General features: G+C 70.0%; 19 protein-coding genes. 14 read left to right on the forward strand and 5 right to left on the reverse strand.

Annotation, left to right across the window (positions count from 1 at the left end; translation table 11 throughout):
- Positions 1-5: 5 nt before the first annotated feature.
- Positions 6-1,742: a choice-of-anchor I family protein gene (locus GA0111570_RS01215; protein WP_217633955.1), complete on the reverse strand. Its 1,737-nt coding sequence runs from the start codon at positions 1,740-1,742 to the stop codon at positions 6-8.
- Positions 1,743-1,914: 172 nt separating this feature from the next.
- On the opposite strand from GA0111570_RS01215, the gene GA0111570_RS01220 reads away from it, so the two are divergent.
- Positions 1,915-2,517 carry a DUF4245 domain-containing protein gene (locus GA0111570_RS01220; RefSeq protein WP_175557265.1) on the forward strand — a complete coding sequence of 201 codons (603 nt, stop codon included), beginning with the start codon at positions 1,915-1,917 and terminating at the stop codon, positions 2,515-2,517.
- A gap of 54 nt (positions 2,518-2,571) precedes the next feature.
- On the opposite strand, the gene GA0111570_RS01225 is transcribed toward GA0111570_RS01220, so the two are convergent.
- Together GA0111570_RS01225 and xseA are read right to left on the reverse strand one after the other, a co-directional pair.
- Positions 2,572-2,802 (reverse strand): exodeoxyribonuclease VII small subunit, encoded by a 231-nt coding sequence (locus GA0111570_RS01225; protein WP_092605539.1) that lies wholly within the window; start codon positions 2,800-2,802, stop codon positions 2,572-2,574.
- On the reverse strand, positions 2,795-4,042 hold the full coding sequence (gene xseA, locus GA0111570_RS01230; protein WP_245702967.1) for an exodeoxyribonuclease VII large subunit: 1,248 nt from the start codon (positions 4,040-4,042) through the stop codon (positions 2,795-2,797). The genes GA0111570_RS01225 and xseA overlap by 8 nt, the downstream gene beginning before the upstream one ends.
- Positions 4,043-4,080: 38 nt before the next feature.
- On the opposite strand from xseA, the gene GA0111570_RS01235 reads away from it, so the two are divergent.
- Entirely contained in the window at positions 4,081-5,094 is a 1,014-nt protein-coding gene (locus GA0111570_RS01235) for a 4-hydroxy-3-methylbut-2-enyl diphosphate reductase (protein WP_092605541.1), read from the forward strand.
- A 29-nt stretch (positions 5,095-5,123) separates the two neighbouring features.
- The gene (locus GA0111570_RS01240; RefSeq protein WP_092605543.1) at positions 5,124-6,128 is read left to right on the forward strand and encodes a pirin family protein; all 1,005 of its coding nucleotides are present in this window, start codon (positions 5,124-5,126) and stop codon (positions 6,126-6,128) included.
- A gap of 18 nt (positions 6,129-6,146) precedes the next feature.
- On the opposite strand, the gene ilvA is transcribed toward GA0111570_RS01240, so the two are convergent.
- Both ilvA and GA0111570_RS01250 read right to left on the reverse strand, forming a co-directional pair.
- Entirely contained in the window at positions 6,147-7,439 is a 1,293-nt protein-coding gene (gene ilvA / locus GA0111570_RS01245) for a threonine ammonia-lyase IlvA (RefSeq protein ID WP_425438588.1), read from the reverse strand.
- Between the two features lie 15 nt (positions 7,440-7,454).
- Positions 7,455-8,720, reverse strand: coding sequence for a DNA recombination protein RmuC (locus GA0111570_RS01250; RefSeq protein WP_092605547.1), 1,266 nt, complete (start codon positions 8,718-8,720; stop codon positions 7,455-7,457).
- Positions 8,721-8,776: 56 nt separating this feature from the next.
- Here GA0111570_RS01250 and GA0111570_RS01255 point away from each other — a divergent pair, with 56 nt between their 5' ends.
- The 11 genes from GA0111570_RS01255 to GA0111570_RS01300 all read left to right on the forward strand — a co-directional run bounded on the left by GA0111570_RS01255 (position 8,777) and on the right by GA0111570_RS01300 (position 14,959).
- A complete protein-coding gene (locus GA0111570_RS01255) occupies positions 8,777-10,066 on the forward strand; it encodes a M18 family aminopeptidase (protein ID WP_092605549.1) in 1,290 nt (429 codons plus the stop codon).
- 80 nt (positions 10,067-10,146) lie between these two features.
- Complete coding sequence (locus GA0111570_RS01260; protein ID WP_092605551.1) at positions 10,147-10,719, forward strand: YceI family protein; 573 nt, start codon at positions 10,147-10,149, stop codon at positions 10,717-10,719.
- Between the two features lie 32 nt (positions 10,720-10,751).
- The gene (locus tag GA0111570_RS01265) at positions 10,752-11,294 is read left to right on the forward strand and encodes a DivIVA domain-containing protein (protein WP_092605553.1); all 543 of its coding nucleotides are present in this window, start codon (positions 10,752-10,754) and stop codon (positions 11,292-11,294) included.
- 42 nt (positions 11,295-11,336) lie between these two features.
- Entirely contained in the window at positions 11,337-12,410 is a 1,074-nt protein-coding gene (gene ychF, locus GA0111570_RS01270; RefSeq protein ID WP_092605555.1) for a redox-regulated ATPase YchF, read from the forward strand.
- A gap of 129 nt (positions 12,411-12,539) precedes the next feature.
- Positions 12,540-12,821: a hypothetical protein gene (locus GA0111570_RS17530; protein WP_175557246.1), complete on the forward strand. Its 282-nt coding sequence runs from the start codon at positions 12,540-12,542 to the stop codon at positions 12,819-12,821.
- Entirely contained in the window at positions 12,808-13,086 is a 279-nt protein-coding gene (locus GA0111570_RS01275) for a type II toxin-antitoxin system RelE/ParE family toxin (protein ID WP_245702968.1), read from the forward strand. Before GA0111570_RS17530 ends, GA0111570_RS01275 begins: the two co-directional genes overlap by 14 nt.
- 5 nt (positions 13,087-13,091) lie before the next feature.
- On the forward strand, positions 13,092-13,406 hold the full coding sequence (locus tag GA0111570_RS01280) for a helix-turn-helix domain-containing protein (RefSeq protein WP_092605559.1): 315 nt from the start codon (positions 13,092-13,094) through the stop codon (positions 13,404-13,406).
- Between the two features lie 84 nt (positions 13,407-13,490).
- Positions 13,491-13,739, forward strand: a complete 249-nt coding sequence (locus GA0111570_RS01285; RefSeq protein WP_092605561.1) for a hypothetical protein — start codon at positions 13,491-13,493, stop codon at positions 13,737-13,739.
- A gap of 38 nt (positions 13,740-13,777) precedes the next feature.
- Positions 13,778-14,053: a HigA family addiction module antitoxin gene (locus GA0111570_RS01290; protein WP_342689706.1), complete on the forward strand. Its 276-nt coding sequence runs from the start codon at positions 13,778-13,780 to the stop codon at positions 14,051-14,053.
- A gap of 124 nt (positions 14,054-14,177) precedes the next feature.
- Positions 14,178-14,621, forward strand: a complete 444-nt coding sequence (locus tag GA0111570_RS01295) for a helix-turn-helix domain-containing protein (RefSeq protein WP_217633956.1) — start codon at positions 14,178-14,180, stop codon at positions 14,619-14,621.
- Positions 14,618-14,959 carry a HepT-like ribonuclease domain-containing protein gene (locus GA0111570_RS01300; protein ID WP_092605563.1) on the forward strand — a complete coding sequence of 114 codons (342 nt, stop codon included), beginning with the start codon at positions 14,618-14,620 and terminating at the stop codon, positions 14,957-14,959. The genes GA0111570_RS01295 and GA0111570_RS01300 overlap by 4 nt, the downstream gene beginning before the upstream one ends.
- The last annotated feature ends 76 nt before the right edge of the window (positions 14,960-15,035 follow it).

The following is a 15,035-nucleotide window of genomic DNA, read 5'->3' on the forward strand; positions in this document are numbered from 1 at the left end:
GGCTGTCAGAGCTGGTCGATCGCGAAGAACGTCGTCGAACCGGACACCTCGTTGGCGACCGCGACCACCGGCTCGCCGGTCGGGGAGTCGGTGGCCGGGATGAAGGACAAGCCCTCGGGGCCGAGGTCGCCGGCCGCGGCATTCGTGGCGCCGGCCTCGGTCGTGGCCTCGGCCGTGAAGTCGCGGTTGTTCACGTACGTGGTGAACTTGGCCTTCGCCGGGTCGGTGACGTCGTAGACCATGATGCCGCCGACGCGCTCCAGTGCCACGAAGGCATAGGTGCGCCCGCCGACCTGGCCGATTGCGACTCCCTCGGGCTCGGGACCCTTGTCGTCGGAGCGGTTGTCGAACTTCGCCTCGGCGTGGTCGGAGTTGAAGTACGCCGGCAGTGCCGCGGCGGTGATCTGCTCGAACTGCGAGCCGGAGTCGAAGACCTGCTCACCAGCGGTGGTCCAGATCGAGAAGGACCGACCGCCGTAGCCGTACAGCTCCGAGAAGCATCCCTTGGCGGCGTCGTAGCCGGCGGAGGTGGTGATCTTCAGTCGGCCGAGGGCTGCGCTGTCCTGCAGTGCGGTGGCGTTCGGGAACTGGGCCGGGCACAGCGCGACGTCCTTGACCCGTTCCTCCTCGGAGTAGGCCTCCCAGTCGCGCGAGTCGCCCTCGTTGGCGGTGACCAGGTAGGTCTGCCCACCGGCCTGGTAGGAGGCGATGGCGTCGGGCAGGTAGTACGACTTGACCGGGTGGTTCGCGGTGGTGATGTCGATCTTCTTGTCCTTGTCGGACACGTCGGCCGCGACCCGGGACCAGTCCTTGGTGCCGAGCGGGTGGATCGCGCGGACCTGGGCGGAGCGGACGTTGACCTCGGCGATCGCGTTGGCCTCCTGCAGCGTCACGTACGCGGTCTTCCCGTCGGGGGAGACGGTGACGTACTCGGGCTCCAGGTTGGCGGAGATCGGGTTGGCCACGTCGGTCTCGGGACCGAAGACCCGGACGCCGGCGGGCAGCTGCATCACGCCGGTGTCGAACTTGTGGAAGTCGGCGGTGCGGACCTTGTTCTGGCGCGGCGCGCCGACGGTGTTCGGCACCTCGATGACGGACACGCTGCCCTCGGGGTCGGCGGCGTAGGTCTTGGCGCCGTTCGGCAGGATCCTCTCACCGTCCGGCTCGCCCTCGTTGGCGACCAGCACGTAGCGCCCGTCCGGGGAGAACGTCAGCATGTCCGGCAGCGCGCCCACGCGGACCGCGCCGAGTAGCGTCGGGACCTCGGCATTGGCGTCGAAGAAGACGACCCAGCCGTTGTCGGTCCTGGCGTCCGCCTCGACTGCGGCGACGCCGAGGCCGTCGGGACGGATCGAGACCGAGTTCACGACCGCGGCGTCTGAGACGTGGGAGCCGTCGGCCGAGGACAGGCCGCGTACGTCCAGGGTGGCGACCTTGGCAGGGTTCGCCGGGTCGGCGACCTCGAGGACGTCGACGGCGCCGGACTGCGCGTTCACCACGAAGGCCCGCTGGGTCGCGGCGTGGTACTGGACGATCTCCGCGGCGCTCTGTTCGAACATGCCGGTGGCGTACGTGCCGACGGGCGACAGCGCCAAGGCGGCATCCGGGGCCGAGTAGGTGATCGGGGTGGGGACGGAAGAGGCGGCGGAGGCCGGGGTCAGGGCGAGGCCGGTGGCGGCCAGGCTGAGGGCGGCGCCGGCCGCCAGCAGGGCGGGGGTCCGTCGGGTGAACGCGTCGAACACGTCGACTCCTTCAAGGGCAGGGGATATCGACGGCACCCTAGAAGCTGAGAGTTAACTGAGAGCGGCTGGTGGGTGAACAGGGAACGACGCCGTACGGGGCGGCCGGGCAGGGGACTCCCTCTGGCTGCGGACGAATCCTGGCCGTTTGAGCCGATCTGTGATGATGGGAGGCATGGCCCAGTCCCAGTCCATGTCCCCCGCGCCGGCGCGACCACGGAAGCGCAAGAAGCGGTCGACGGCCCGCGACATGTTCCTGTCGCTGGCGGTCATCCTCATCCCGATCCTGCTGCTGAGCTGGCTGTACACGAACAACCTGCCGGACTACCCGGTCCAGGCGGTGGACCCGGCGCCGGCGCTGGCCCAGGCCCGGTCCGAGGCGCCCTACCCCGTGTACGTGCCGGCGAACCTGCCGGCCGGTGAGGGCGGTTGGACCGTCACCCAGGCCTCCTGGGTGGCGCAGGGGACCATGTCCCGGACCGGTGATGGACCTTCGGGCACCAACGAGTGGCTCTGGGGCGCGCTGGACCCGACCCAGACGTACTACGCGGTGAACCAGTCGGACGGGCCGTCGCGCCTGCTGGTCGAGCGGGTCTCCCGCAAGGGGAACCAGGACGGCACCTCGACCGTGAACGGCCAGCAGTGGCAGCGCTGGATCTCACCCGACGGGCGCACCCGTGTGCTGGCCCGCGAGGAGGGCGACATGACCATCACGGTGAGCGCCGATGCCACCTACGAGGGGATCGAGGCACTCGCCTCCACGTTGACCTCCCGCTGACCGGGTCACCCGGCGTCCTCTGACCGGCGCACGCTGACGGATGTCCCGGCGGGACTACTCGGTGCCTCCGGGAGTGGCGGGGCGCTGGGCCCGGGCCGCCTCGATCCGTGACCGGGCGCCGTCCAGCCACCGCTGGCAGGTGTCCGCCAGCTTCTCCCCGCGCTCCCACAGGGCCAGGGACTCCGACAGGGTCGCCCCGCCCGACTCGAGCTGCTGGACGACCTGGACCAACTGCTCGCGCGCCTGCTCGTAGCTGAGCTCGCCCGTGGGCTGCTGTTCACTCATCGAACTCTCCTTCGTCACGGCCCTCGATCTCCACGACCTGGACCACCATCGTCCCGTCGGCCACCCGGGCCACCAGTCCGTCACCCTCGTCGACCGCCCCCGTCGAGACGACCGGGCGGTCGTCGGCGTCGAGCAGGATGGCATAGCCCCGCTCCAGCGTCGACTGCGGGGACAGGGCGCGGACGCGCTGGCGGGCGTGCTCCACGGCCGTTTGCTCGGCCCGCAGCCTGCCGTCGATCGCGCGCGTGGCCCGGTCCCGCAGGGCCGCCAGCCGTTCGGCCTGCAGGTCCAGGGTGCCGGTCGGGGCCTGCAGCACCGGGCGGGAACGCAGCGCGGCGAGTTGCTCGGCGCGGCTGCTCACCGCCCGGTCGATCGCGACGTCCATCCGGCGTCGCGCGTCGGCGACCCGGTGCAGCTCCACCGCCGCGTCGGGGACCACGCGCTTGGCGGCGTCGGTCGGGGTGGAGGCGCGCAGGTCGGCGACCAGGTCGAGGATGGGCTGGTCCGGTTCGTGGCCGATCGCGCTCACCACCGGCGTACGTGCCCGGGCCACCGCCCGGACCAGGCCTTCGTCGCTGAAGGGGAGCAGGTCCTCCAGCGATCCGCCACCGCGGGCGATGATGATCACGTCCACGTCGGGAAGCCCGTCCAGGTCGGCCAGGGCTGCCATCACCTGGGCGGCGGCCTGCGGGCCCTGGACCAGTGTGTGGCGGACCTCCACCGCGACGGCCGGCCAACGACGACGCATGTTGTCCAGGACGTCGCGCTCGGCGGCCGACCCGGCACCGGTGACCAGGCCGACGCGGCGGGGCAGCAGCGGCAGGGCCTTCTTGTGGAGCGGGTCGAACAGCCCCTCGGCCTGCAGCATCCGCTTGAGCTGCTCCAGGTGCGCCAGCAGCCGGCCCTCGCCCGAGGGGCGGATCTCCAGCAGTTCGTAGCTGAGGCTGCCGTTCTTCAACCAGTAGCGCGGCTTGACCCGGGTCACCACGGTGGTGTTCGCGGTCAGCGGGCCGGCGATGTCGAGCACGGCGACGGGGCACGAGGCCTTCACCGAGATCTCCTCGCTCAGGTCGCGCAGGGTCACGTACACGTAGCCGCTGCGGTGCCGGTTCAGCTCGATCACCTGGGCCTCGACCCACACCTCCCCGAGCCGCTCCACCCAGTTGCGGACCGCCTGGGCGATCGTACGCAGGGGCTGCGGGTTCTCCGGGGTGGAGGTGATCTTCCGGTCGGCAGGCACGACGTCCACCCTACGACGAGCCACCTACACTGGGGCCCATGACGACTCCCCTCACGCCCGACCAGCAGGCCGCGCCCGTCGACCAGACGGCCGGGGCTCCGGCCAAGCGCGTCGTGGTCGCCGCGCCGCGTGGCTACTGCGCAGGCGTGGACCGCGCCGTCCAGACGGTGGAGAAGGCGCTCGACGCGTACGGCTCGCCGATCTACGTCCGCAAGCAGATCGTCCACAACAAGTTCGTGGTGGAGACCCTCTCGGCCCGCGGCGCGATCTTCGTCGACGAACTGGACGAGGTGCCGGACGGCTCGATGGTGATCTTCTCCGCCCACGGCGTCTCGCCCGCGGTGAAGGCGGACGCCGCGGAGCGCGGGCTGCGGACGATCGACGCCACCTGCCCGCTGGTGACCAAGGTGCACCACGAGGCCAAGCGGTTCGCAAACCAGGACGTCCAGATCCTGCTGATCGGCCACGGCGGGCACGAGGAGGTCGAGGGCACCGCCGGCGAGGCACCTGAGCACATCACCCTGGTCGAGCACCCCGAGGACGTCGACGGTCTCGAGGTCGCCGACCCGAGCCGGGTCGCCTGGCTGTCCCAGACCACCCTGAGCGTGGACGAGACGATGGAGACCGTGGACCGGCTCCGGGCCCGGTTCCCCCAGCTGATCGACCCGCCCAGCGACGACATCTGCTACGCCACCCAGAACCGCCAGTCCGCCGTGAAGGAGATCGCGGCCGGTTCCGACCTGGTCATCGTGGTCGGATCGGCCAACTCCTCCAACTCGGTCCGGCTGGTCGAGGTCGCACTGGAGGCCGGCGCGAAGACCGCCCACCGGATCGACCAGGCCGACGAGATCGACCCGGCCTGGTTGGAGGGCGTCAACACCGTCGGGATCACCTCCGGCGCCTCGGTCCCCGAGGTCCTCGTGCAGGGCGTCCTGGAGTACCTCGGCGAGCAGGGCTTCCCGCCGGCCGAGCAGGCCCGCCTGGTCGAGGAGAACCTGACCTTCGCGCTGCCGCACGAGCTGCGCTCCGCCCGGCGCGCTGCCCGCGACTGACCCGTCCCGCGGCCGATCCAGGAGTCGTCATGCCCGATGCAGCACCGGTCCAGGTCATCCGCCCGCGCGAGGTCCCGCTCGGTGACTCGGGCGGCACCACCGTCCGGCGTACGCTGCCGGCGCGGCAGCGCTCGCTGATCGGGGCGTGGTGCTTCCTGGACCAGTTCGGACCCGAAGAGGTCGGGCCGGGCGGCGGCATGCGGGTCGCCCCGCACCCGCACACCTCGCTGCAGACGGTGACCTGGCTGTTCAGCGGCGAGGTCGAGCACCGCGACTCGTTGGGCACCCGCATGGTGGTGAGGCCGGGCCAGCTGAACCTGATGACCGCCGGGCGCGGCATCAACCACTCGGAGTACTCCACCGGACGCCCGCACGTCCTGCACGGGGTCCAGCTGTGGACCGCCCTGCCGGCCGCCGACCGCTTCGTCGCCCCGCGCTTCGACCACTACGAGCCGCCGGTCGCGGACCTGGGCGGCCACGAGTTGCGCGTCTTCCTCGGCGAACTGGCCGGGGCCTCCTCCCCGGTGGCCACCTTCAGCCCGCTGGTCGGCGCGGAGATCGTGCTGGGGGAGGGCGAGCTCATCCTCGACCTGAACCTGACCTGGGAGTACGGCATCCTGGTCGACTCGGGCGCCATCAGCGTCGATTCCGGGACGGTCGGCGAGCAGGGGACGGACCCCGACAACGGGACCGTCGCCGACACGGGGACCATCGCCGACACCGAGATCGGCTACTTCGCCGCGGGGCGCACCCGTCTGGTGGTCCGCCGGACGGAGGAGGGGGCGCGGCCCACCCGCCTGGTCCTGATCGGCGGGGCGCCGCTGGGGGAGCGGATCCTGATGTGGTGGAACTTCGTCGGGCGGACCCACTCCGAGGTGGCGAACTACCAAGCGAACTGGCAGGCCGCGATCGGGCACGCCGATGGGCTGGGGACCAACCCCCGCCAGTTCGGCCCGATCACTCCGCGTACCGACGGCGAGGCGCCGATCCCGGCCCCGCCGCTGCCCCACGTCCGGCTGCGCCCGCGCGGCTGAGCCCCGGCGGGCCACCGGTCACATGCCGGTGACCAGGAAGCGATAGGCGGGGCTGTCCTCGGTCAGCCGCTCGCAGGAGATCGGCGAGGCGTCCATCCGGGCCAGGAGGCCCGCCAGATCGGTCGGCTCGCCGAGCTCGATGCCGACCAGCGCCGGGCCCAGGTCCCGGTTGTTGCGCTTGACGTATTCGAACAGCACGATGTCGTCGTCCGGGCCCAGCACCTCGTCCAGGAACGAGCGGAGCGCCCCCGGCTCCTGGGTGAAGTTCACCAGGAAGTAGTGCTTGCGGCCCTCCCAGACCAGCGAGCGCTCGATCACCTCCGCGTAGCGGGAGACGTCGTTGTTGCCGCCCGAGACGATCGCGACCACGCTCTGGTCCGCCTGCACCTGGACGCTCGTGCGCAGGGCCGCGGTGGCCAGCGCACCGGCGGGCTCGGCGATGATCCCGTCGACCTGGTACATCTCCAGCATCTCCGAGCAGATCGCGCCCTCGGGGACGTTCACCGTCCGGGGCGGGCGCACGGCGGCGACCGCGTAGCTGCAGTCACCCACCCGGCGGACGGCCGCTCCGTCGACGAACGTGTCGACGTGCGTCAGGGCGACCGGCCCGCCGGCGGCGAGCGCGGCCGCGAGGCTCGCGGCGCCGGAGGGCTCGACCCCGATCACCGTGGTGTGCGGGGCCCGTTCGCGCATCCAGGTCAGCGCGCCGGCCAGCAGGCCGCCCCCGCCGACCGGGACCAGCAGCACGTCCGGTGCCGCGCCCAGCTGCTCGACGATCTCCTGCGCGACGGTGCCCTGGCCGATGATCGTACGGGGATCGTCGAAGGCCGGTACCAGCGTCGCGCCGGTCTCGGCGGCCTCCTGCTCGGCGAACGCGGCGGCCTCGTCGTAGGTCCGGCCGACCAGCACCAGCTCGACCAGGTCGCCGCCCAGCTCCAGCATCCGGTCGCGCTTCTGCCGGGGCGTACCGGTGGGACATACGATCCGGCCCTTGATGCCCAGCGCGCGGCAGGCGAAGGCCACGCCCTGGCCGTGGTTGCCGGCGCTGGCGCAGATCACCCCGGCCTCCCGCTCGGCCTCGCTCAGCCCGCTGATCAGGTAGTAGGCGCCTCGCAGCTTGTACGAACGCACCGGCTGGAGGTCCTCACGCTTGAGCCAGACGTCGGCACCGGTCCGGTTGCTCAGCCGCTCGCTGCGCTGCAGCGGCGTACGCCGGGCCACGCCGCTGAGCCGCGCACTCGCCTCCTCGACCGCGTCGGCGGTGATGGGCATGCCATGCCACTGGAAGGGCGGAACTGCGTCGATGGTCACCGGCCCATTGTGCTCTCAGCTGGCCTCCCCGCCCAGTCGATCCGTACCCCGGGTGGCCGACCGGAACTCGTCGCGCTCGTCGAACAGCTCCGGGGCGGGGCCGTCGAACAGCTCCGGAAGTGGCCCCTCGACCAGCTCGGCCGCCGCGACCGAGCGCAGCGGCTCCTCGACCGGGCCCGGTGAGACCAAGTCGTCCTGGGTGACCTGCAGGTCGCGCATCCGGCGGGCACTGACCAGCACCCGGCTCTCCAGGGAGCCGACCGCCGCGTTGTACGAGCGGACCGCGCTGCCCAGGCTGCGGCCCATCCGGTCGACGTGGCCGCCCAGGGTCGCGAGCCGGTCGTAGAGCTCGCGGGCGATGGCATAGACCTCGGCGGTCGACTCGGCGAGCGCCACCTGGCGCCAGCTGTGGTGGATCGTCTTGAGCATCGCGATCAGGGTGGCCGGGGTGGCGAGCACCACCTCGCGGGCCGAGGCGTACTCGTGCAGGTCCGGCATCCGCTGCAGGGCGGCGGCCAGGAAGGCGTCGGAGGGCAGGAACAAGACGACGAACTCGGGGCTGAGACCGGCGAGCCGCCAGTATCGCTTGGCGCCCAGTTGGTCGACGTGCTGGCGGACGTGCCGGGCGTACGTGGCGAACTGCTCGTCGCGGACGGCCTCGTCGTCGGACTCGGTGGCGTCCAGGAAGGCCGCGAGCGGAACCTTCGAGTCCACGAAGATGCTCCGGTCACCGGCGAGGTTGACCCGCATGTCCGGCCGCAGGGTCCCGTCCTTGGTCGTTATCGAGATCTGCAGGTCGAAGTCGCAGTGCTCGACCATGCCGGTGATCTCGACGATCCGGGTCAGCTGGGTCTCGCCCCACGCCCCCCGCACCTGTGGCTTGCGCAGCGCCGTCGCAAGGGCGGCCGTCTCCCGGCGCAGCTGCTCACCGGTGGAGCGGACCTCGAGCACCTGGTGGCGCAGGTCGGTCGCCATGCTGACCCGCTCCTTCTCCACGTCGGTGAGCCGCTGCTGCAACTGGCGCACCGACTCCTGGAGTGGCTGCAGCACCTCGACGGTGGCCGACATCCGCTGGTCGGCGGCCCGGTCGGCGCTGAGGGCCTGGCGCTCCAGGGCGTCGGCGGACAGCGCCCGGAACCGTTGGGCGAGGACCTCCTCGTCGGCGCCGCCCGGTCGGCGGGACGCGCGCAGGGCGACCAGTGCGGCGACGACGAGGCCGGCGAGCAGGCCGATGACGATGCCGAGGAGCAGGGAAGTGGGGTCGGGACCCGTGGCATTCATGGCACCAGTCTGGGGCCCGGGTACGACATTTCTGCCAAGGGCGGTTGAATGATGGCATGGCCCTGACCATCACCCCCGACGACCGCGCGTTCGCGCACCTGGCGGACTTCGGCGACTTCGTCGCCTCCGCCCCCAGTCCGTACCACGCGGCCGCGCAGGTCGCCGAGCGCCTGGACCGCGCCGGTTTCGTACGCCAGGTCGAGACCGAGCCCTGGGACGCCTCCCCGGGCGGGCACTACCTGGTCCGGGGCGGGGCGGTGATGGCCTGGCGGGTGCCCGAGGGGGCCGGGCCGGGGACTGGCTTCCGGATCGTCGGTGCGCACACCGACTCACCCTCCCTGGTCCTCAAGCCGGCCCCGGACAGCACGACCGCCGGGTACCAGTTGGCCAACGTCGAGGTGTACGGCGGGATCCTGCGCAACTCCTGGCTCGACCGCGAGCTGGGCACGGCCGGGCGGCTGGTGACCGTCGACGGGGCGCAGGTACTGGTCCAGAGCGGCCCCCTGATGCGGATCCCGCAACTGGCGATCCACCTGGACCGGCAGGTCAACGAGGGACTCGTCCTGGACCCGCAGCAGCACCTGCATCCGGTGTGGGCGGTCGGGCACCCCGACGGGTCGCTGCTCTCCCACGTCGCGCACGTCGCCGGCGTCGAGGTGGCGGACGTCGCCGGCTTCGACCTGCGGGCCTTCGACACCCAGCCGCCGGCGTTGTTCGGCGGGGCGGAGGAGTTCTTCGCCTCCGCCCGGCTGGACAACCTGCTCAGCGTCCATGCCGGCGTCACCGCCCTGCTCGACGTGGCCGCCGACCCGCAGGACGTCCAGGTCCTTGCGTGCTTCGACCACGAGGAGGTCGGGTCGGCCACCCGGACCGGCGCCGCCGGGCCGGTCCTGGAGGACGTCCTGGTCCGGACCGCCACGGCGCTGGGTGCGGACGCCGACGGCCTGCGCCGGATGTACGCCCGCTCCAGCGTGCTGTCGGCCGACGGCGGGCATGCCGTCCACCCGAACTACCCCGAACGCCACGACCCGGCGCACGAGCCGGTCCTCAACGGCGGCCCGCTGCTGAAGGTCAACGCCTCCCAGCGCTACGCGACCGACGCCGAGGGGGCCGCCCTGTGGGCGCGGGCCTGCCGGGCGGCGGGGGTGCAGTCCCAGGTCATCGTCTCCAACAATGCGATCCCGTGCGGTTCCACCATCGGCCCGATCACCGCGACCCGGCTCGGGATCCTGACCGTGGACGTCGGCGCCCCGATCCTGTCGATGCACTCGGCCCGGGAGATGTGTGGCGTGGCGGACCCGTACGCCCTGCGGCGCGCGCTGGGCGCCTATTGGTCCGGGGCCTGAGGGGGCCATCATGTTAGTCTCGTCGCACCCGGCCCATGGGGGACTGACGTGGGCCCAGTGACCTGTGATTGGGAGTGTGCATGAGCGATTACGATCCGTCCTGGGACGGCGAATGGGTGGCCGATCCCGGCCACACGACGATCGGCTTCACGGCCCGCCATGCAATGGTGGCCAAGGTCGGCGGCGCGTTCGACGACATCGAGGTGACGATCAACGCGAACGCGAGTGCTCCCGAGCAGTCCACCGTCGTGGTCCGGATCGCGGCGGCGAGCATCAACACCCGCAACGCCCAGCGTGACGAGCACCTGCGCAGCCCCGACTTTCTCGACGTCGAGCAGTTCCCGTACATCACGTTCACCAGCACCTCCATCGAGGAGGTCGACGACATGGCGTTCATGGTCACCGGGGAGCTCACCATCCGCGACGTGACCAAGACCGTCGTCGTCCCGGTCGACTTCACCGGGGTGGCCCACGACCCCTTCGGCCAGACGCGCGCAGGCTTCGAGGGCAAGCGCCGCCTGAACCGTCGTGACTTCGGCCTGGAGTGGAACGTCCCGCTCGACACCGGCGGCGTCCTCGTCTCGGAGAAGGTCGAGCTCTCCTTCGAGATCAGCGCGATCAAGTCCAATCCCTCGCCCGCCGAAGATCAGTGATCGCGGCGTCCTGAGTCCGGAAAGAGGAGACGATGGCTAACAGCGAAGGCTTCGACCCGGAGACCATCCGGCACAAGGAGTTCAGCGCCCGCATGCGCGGGTACGAGACGACCGAGGTGGCTGACTACCTCGGCGACCTGGCCGACCTCATCGAGGACCTCCAGGAGGAGAACGCCCGTCTGGTCAGCACCAATCGCGACCTGCGGGCGGAGCTGGACACGTACGCCGCCGGCGGAGCCCCACAGGGCCAGCAGTCCGGGTTCGGTGACGTGGCTGCGCAGGCACCGGTCAGCGCCGTACCCGAGGTGGCTGTCTCGGGCCAGGCCGAGGCCATCCTCACTCGCGCCCAGCAGATGGCCGACCAGCTGATGTCCGACGCCGAGGTCGAGGCACGCCAGCGCGTCGCCGACGCGGCCGACGTCGACCTGGTCGACTACGTCCGGACGTACGCCCGGGTCACCCATGACCAGCTCAAGGGCGTCATCGAGCAGTTGGACTCGCAGCTCGACCGACTCCACGACCTCGCCAGCCGGGACGCCCACGGGATCGCCTGGGACTCCACCCACCAGGGCTGAGCCGTCGGGGGAGTGCCACGAGTCGGGCTAGACTGACCGATCGTGGCACTCACCATCGGAATCGTCGGTCTCCCGAACGCAGGCAAGTCAACGCTGTTCAACGCGCTGACCCGCAACAACGTCCTCGCGGCGAACTACCCGTTCGCCACCATCGAGCCGAACGTCGGCGTGGTCGGAGTGCCCGACGCGCGGTTGAAGGTCCTCGCGGACCTGTACGGCTCGCAGCGGATCCTGCCCGCCACGGTGTCCTTCGTCGACATCGCCGGCATCGTCAAGGGCGCTTCCCAGGGCGAGGGCATGGGCAATGCGTTCCTGGCCAACATCCGCGAGGCCGACGCGATCTGCCAGGTCACCCGGGTCTTCGATGACCCCGATGTGACCCATGTCGACGGCGAGGTCAACCCGGCCAACGACATCGACACGATCACCACAGAGCTGATCCTGGCCGACATCCAGACCCTGGAGAAGGCCATGCCGCGCCTGGAGAAGGAGGCGCGGATCAAGAAGGAGTCCAAGCCCAAGTACGAGGCCTGGCAGCAGGCGTACGACACCCTCTCCGAGGGCAAGGGCGTCTACGCGGCAGGCCTGGACCTGGAGCCGCTGCGCGAGCTCTTCCTGCTCACCGCCAAGCCCTTCATCTACGTCTTCAACTGCGACCAGGACGAGCTGTCGGACGAGGACAAGAAGGCCCGGATGCGCGAGATCGTGGCGCCGGCCGAGGCGATCTTCCTGGATGCCAAGTTCGAGTCCGAACTGGTGGAGATGGAGGAGGACGAGGCCCGCGAGTTCCTCGCCGAGATGGGCGTGGAGGAGCCGGGCCTGGACGTGCTGGCCCGCGTCGGCTACGAGACCCTCGGGCTCCAGTCGTACCTGACGGCCGGCCCCAAGGAGGCGCGCGCCTGGACGATCCACAAGGGCTGGACCGCTCCTCAGGCCGCCGGCGTCATCCACACGGACTTCGAGAAGGGCTTCATCAAGGCCCAGATCGTCTCCTTCGACGACCTGGTCGAGGCCGGCTCCGAGCAGGAGGCCAAGGCCCACGGCAAGCTGCGCCTGGAGGGCAAGGACTACGTCATGCAGGACGGCGACGTGGTCGAATTTCGATTTAATGTGTAGTCACATTCCGATTCGACGTCAGGCCTTCTGCTGCCTTGAGCACCAGAACGTTGGTCGCCACCAGTAGTGGGTCGTCGGGCCGGTCGGCCCGTGAGCGCCCAGGAATGGTGGCTGGCTAGGCTCTTCGCTGTGGACGAACTGGACCTGGTGGAGCGCGTCACCTCGTGGGGTGTCGGTATGGGACGCCGCTCGACCATCGAGCGCGCTCGGTTCCTCGACCCGGTGGTGAACGGAATCCTGCTGCGCGACCACCTGCAGATCGACGACATGGACGCGGGATGCGAAAGAGTTCGGCATCGATCGGCCGCCGGTTCGCGCTTGGCACGTGTGGAGCGTCGACGTCGAGCTGGTCGAGGATTGGCTCGATTCGCTCGACGAAGGGTCATGGAGGCAGGTGATGGCCGCTCTTGAGCTTCTGCGGGAGCTCGGGCCCCAACTCGGCCGGCCTCTCGTGGACACGGTGACTGCTTCTCGGCACAAGGACATGAAGGAACTCGGGCCGGGCTCCTCGGGGCGGTCCGAGCTGCGCTTGATCTTCGCTTTCGACCCTGAGCGGCGGGCGATCATGCTGTTGGCGGGTGACAAAGCCGGCAACTGGACGCGCTGGTACAGGAAGCGCATCCCCGTTGCCGACGACCTGTTCGACGAGCACCTACGTAGGTTGAGAGGAGAGTGAGCGCGATGGCGCTGAGCTATGAGGACTACCTCGCCAAGCACCCTGTGGACGCTGAGGCGCGTGCGCAGATCGAGGAACACAAGGCCCGCATGCTCGCTGAGGTGCGGGCGTACCGGCTGCGCGAGCTCCGGGAGCAGGCGGGCCTCACCCAGGCCCAGCTGGCAGAACGGATCGGTGTCGGTCAGCGCCAGGTCTCCAAGATCGAGCACGGCGACCTCGACAACGCGAAGATCGGCACGATCCGCAGCTATCTCGAAGCCATTGGCGGTGGGCTCGCCATCGAGTACGTGATCGGCGACCAGCGGATCCAGGTCGCCTGACGGCAGCCGACCGGAACATCCCGCACCCATGACGTTGTCATGTGCCGTAACGCGGGGGAGTTCCGCTTCAACGTCTGAGCCGATATGACCAGGTTGTTGGGTCTGGCTCGCCGGATCGGTCACGGGATCTTCTCCCTGATCATGGCCGTCTGCTTCATTGTTGGTGTCGGGGTCGGTCTGGCGTATGCCAAGGACGCCCTCGACCGGCAGCCCATCATCTGGGGGACATACGCCGAAGAGGACTGTGAGCCTCGTGTCCATGGCTGCGAGAGCATCGGGCGCTGGGTCAGCGATGACGGCGTCATCGTCAAGGAACGCATCCATCTGGCGTGAGTGGCACGGACGGGACCACCACTGAGAAGTGGGCGCCCGTGCACCCTGGCGAGGTTCTCATGGAGGACTTTCTCAAGGGTTTCGGGATCACGCAGAACAAGTTGGCGGTCTCGATCGGTGTCTCCCCGCGCCGCATCAACGAGATCGTGCGCGGTCAGCGGCGTATCACGGCCGATACCGCGCTACGGCTGGGTCGATACTTCGGGATGGACCCGCAGTTCTGGATCAACCTGCAGTCGCACTATGACCTCGAGGTCGAGATGGACGCTCTGGGTGACGCTCTCGACCGTATCGAGCCGCTCCGGACCGCGTGAAGGCCGCTCCTGACCTGAAGGGGCTGTTGCTGTGACACGGTCTCTCAGCTTTCCAGAACAGGTCGCTCGGCAACCGCAGCATCGGCATCCGACCTTGTGGTATATCGCGCGATATCATGGCCGCATGACGAACGTCATCCGCGAGATGCGTGAGGCTGCGGGCCTCAGCCAGGCCGAGTTGGCGGAGCGGTCCGGGGTCGCGCAGCCGAACATCGCGGCGTACGAGGCCGGTCGACGCAGGGCTTCGGCGGCGATGCTGGAACGACTGCGTCAGGCGGCTCGCCCGCTACCGCATGACGCCCTCGCTGCCCATCGCGACGAGCTCGTCGCCCTGGCCAGCAGCTACGGCCTCAGTGATGTCCGCGTCTTCGGCTCCGCGGTGCGCGGTACCGACCGCCCGGGCAGCGACCTGGACATCCTGGTGACCCGCTCACCAGGGACCGGACTGATGACCTTGGCTGCATTCGCCGAGCGGGCCAGTGAACTGCTCGGAGTCGAGGTCGATGTGGTGACCGATGGCGGTCTGCCCGCCGACCACGAGATCCTGGCCACGGCCGTTGCCGTATGAACGCACGGGATGCCGCCGCGCTGCGCGAGATCGTCCGCCTGTGTGACGTCGGAGCGGATCTGGTCGCCCGTGGTCATGAGTGGTACGTCGGTGACCCCGACAACGTGCCGGGTCTGGCGGCGGAGTCACTGATCATCAAGATCGGGGAGAACGTCGCCCGCCTGAGCGCCGACACGACGGACCGGCACCCCACCGTTCCCTGGTCGTTGATCAGGCGGATGCGCGACCGACTGGCCCATCACTACGAGGGGACCGACTACGAGGCTGTCTGGGACACGCTTGTGGTCGACCTGCCGACGATCCGGACTTACCTTGCCGAGGTGAATGAAGCGGGGTGATGTCGACGGGCCGGCGCGTGAGGTCTTGGTGCCGGAACGCGGTCGCGTTCAGGTTTAACGTATAGCGTTATTAACG

It is taken from the genome of Raineyella antarctica, assembly GCF_900092135.1.
Lineage (GTDB): Bacteria > Actinomycetota > Actinomycetes > Propionibacteriales > Propionibacteriaceae > Raineyella > Raineyella antarctica.

Coding starts and splice junctions, on each gene's coding strand:
- GA0111570_RS01220 (WP_175557265.1), top strand. CDS start 1,915: ATGGCCCAGTCCCAGTCCATGTCCCCCGCGCCGGCGCGACCACGGAAG.
- GA0111570_RS01225 (WP_092605539.1), bottom strand. CDS start 2,802: ATGAGTGAACAGCAGCCCACGGGCGAGCTCAGCTACGAGCAGGCGCGC.
- GA0111570_RS01235 (WP_092605541.1), top strand. CDS start 4,081: ATGACGACTCCCCTCACGCCCGACCAGCAGGCCGCGCCCGTCGACCAG.
- GA0111570_RS01240 (WP_092605543.1), top strand. CDS start 5,124: ATGCCCGATGCAGCACCGGTCCAGGTCATCCGCCCGCGCGAGGTCCCG.
- GA0111570_RS01250 (WP_092605547.1), bottom strand. CDS start 8,720: ATGAATGCCACGGGTCCCGACCCCACTTCCCTGCTCCTCGGCATCGTC.
- GA0111570_RS01255 (WP_092605549.1), top strand. CDS start 8,777: ATGGCCCTGACCATCACCCCCGACGACCGCGCGTTCGCGCACCTGGCG.
- GA0111570_RS01260 (WP_092605551.1), top strand. CDS start 10,147: ATGAGCGATTACGATCCGTCCTGGGACGGCGAATGGGTGGCCGATCCC.
- GA0111570_RS01265 (WP_092605553.1), top strand. CDS start 10,752: ATGGCTAACAGCGAAGGCTTCGACCCGGAGACCATCCGGCACAAGGAG.
- GA0111570_RS01275 (WP_245702968.1), top strand. CDS start 12,808: ATGGCCGCTCTTGAGCTTCTGCGGGAGCTCGGGCCCCAACTCGGCCGG.
- GA0111570_RS01280 (WP_092605559.1), top strand. CDS start 13,092: ATGGCGCTGAGCTATGAGGACTACCTCGCCAAGCACCCTGTGGACGCT.
- GA0111570_RS01285 (WP_092605561.1), top strand. CDS start 13,491: ATGACCAGGTTGTTGGGTCTGGCTCGCCGGATCGGTCACGGGATCTTC.
- GA0111570_RS01295 (WP_217633956.1), top strand. CDS start 14,178: ATGACGAACGTCATCCGCGAGATGCGTGAGGCTGCGGGCCTCAGCCAG.
- GA0111570_RS01300 (WP_092605563.1), top strand. CDS start 14,618: ATGAACGCACGGGATGCCGCCGCGCTGCGCGAGATCGTCCGCCTGTGT.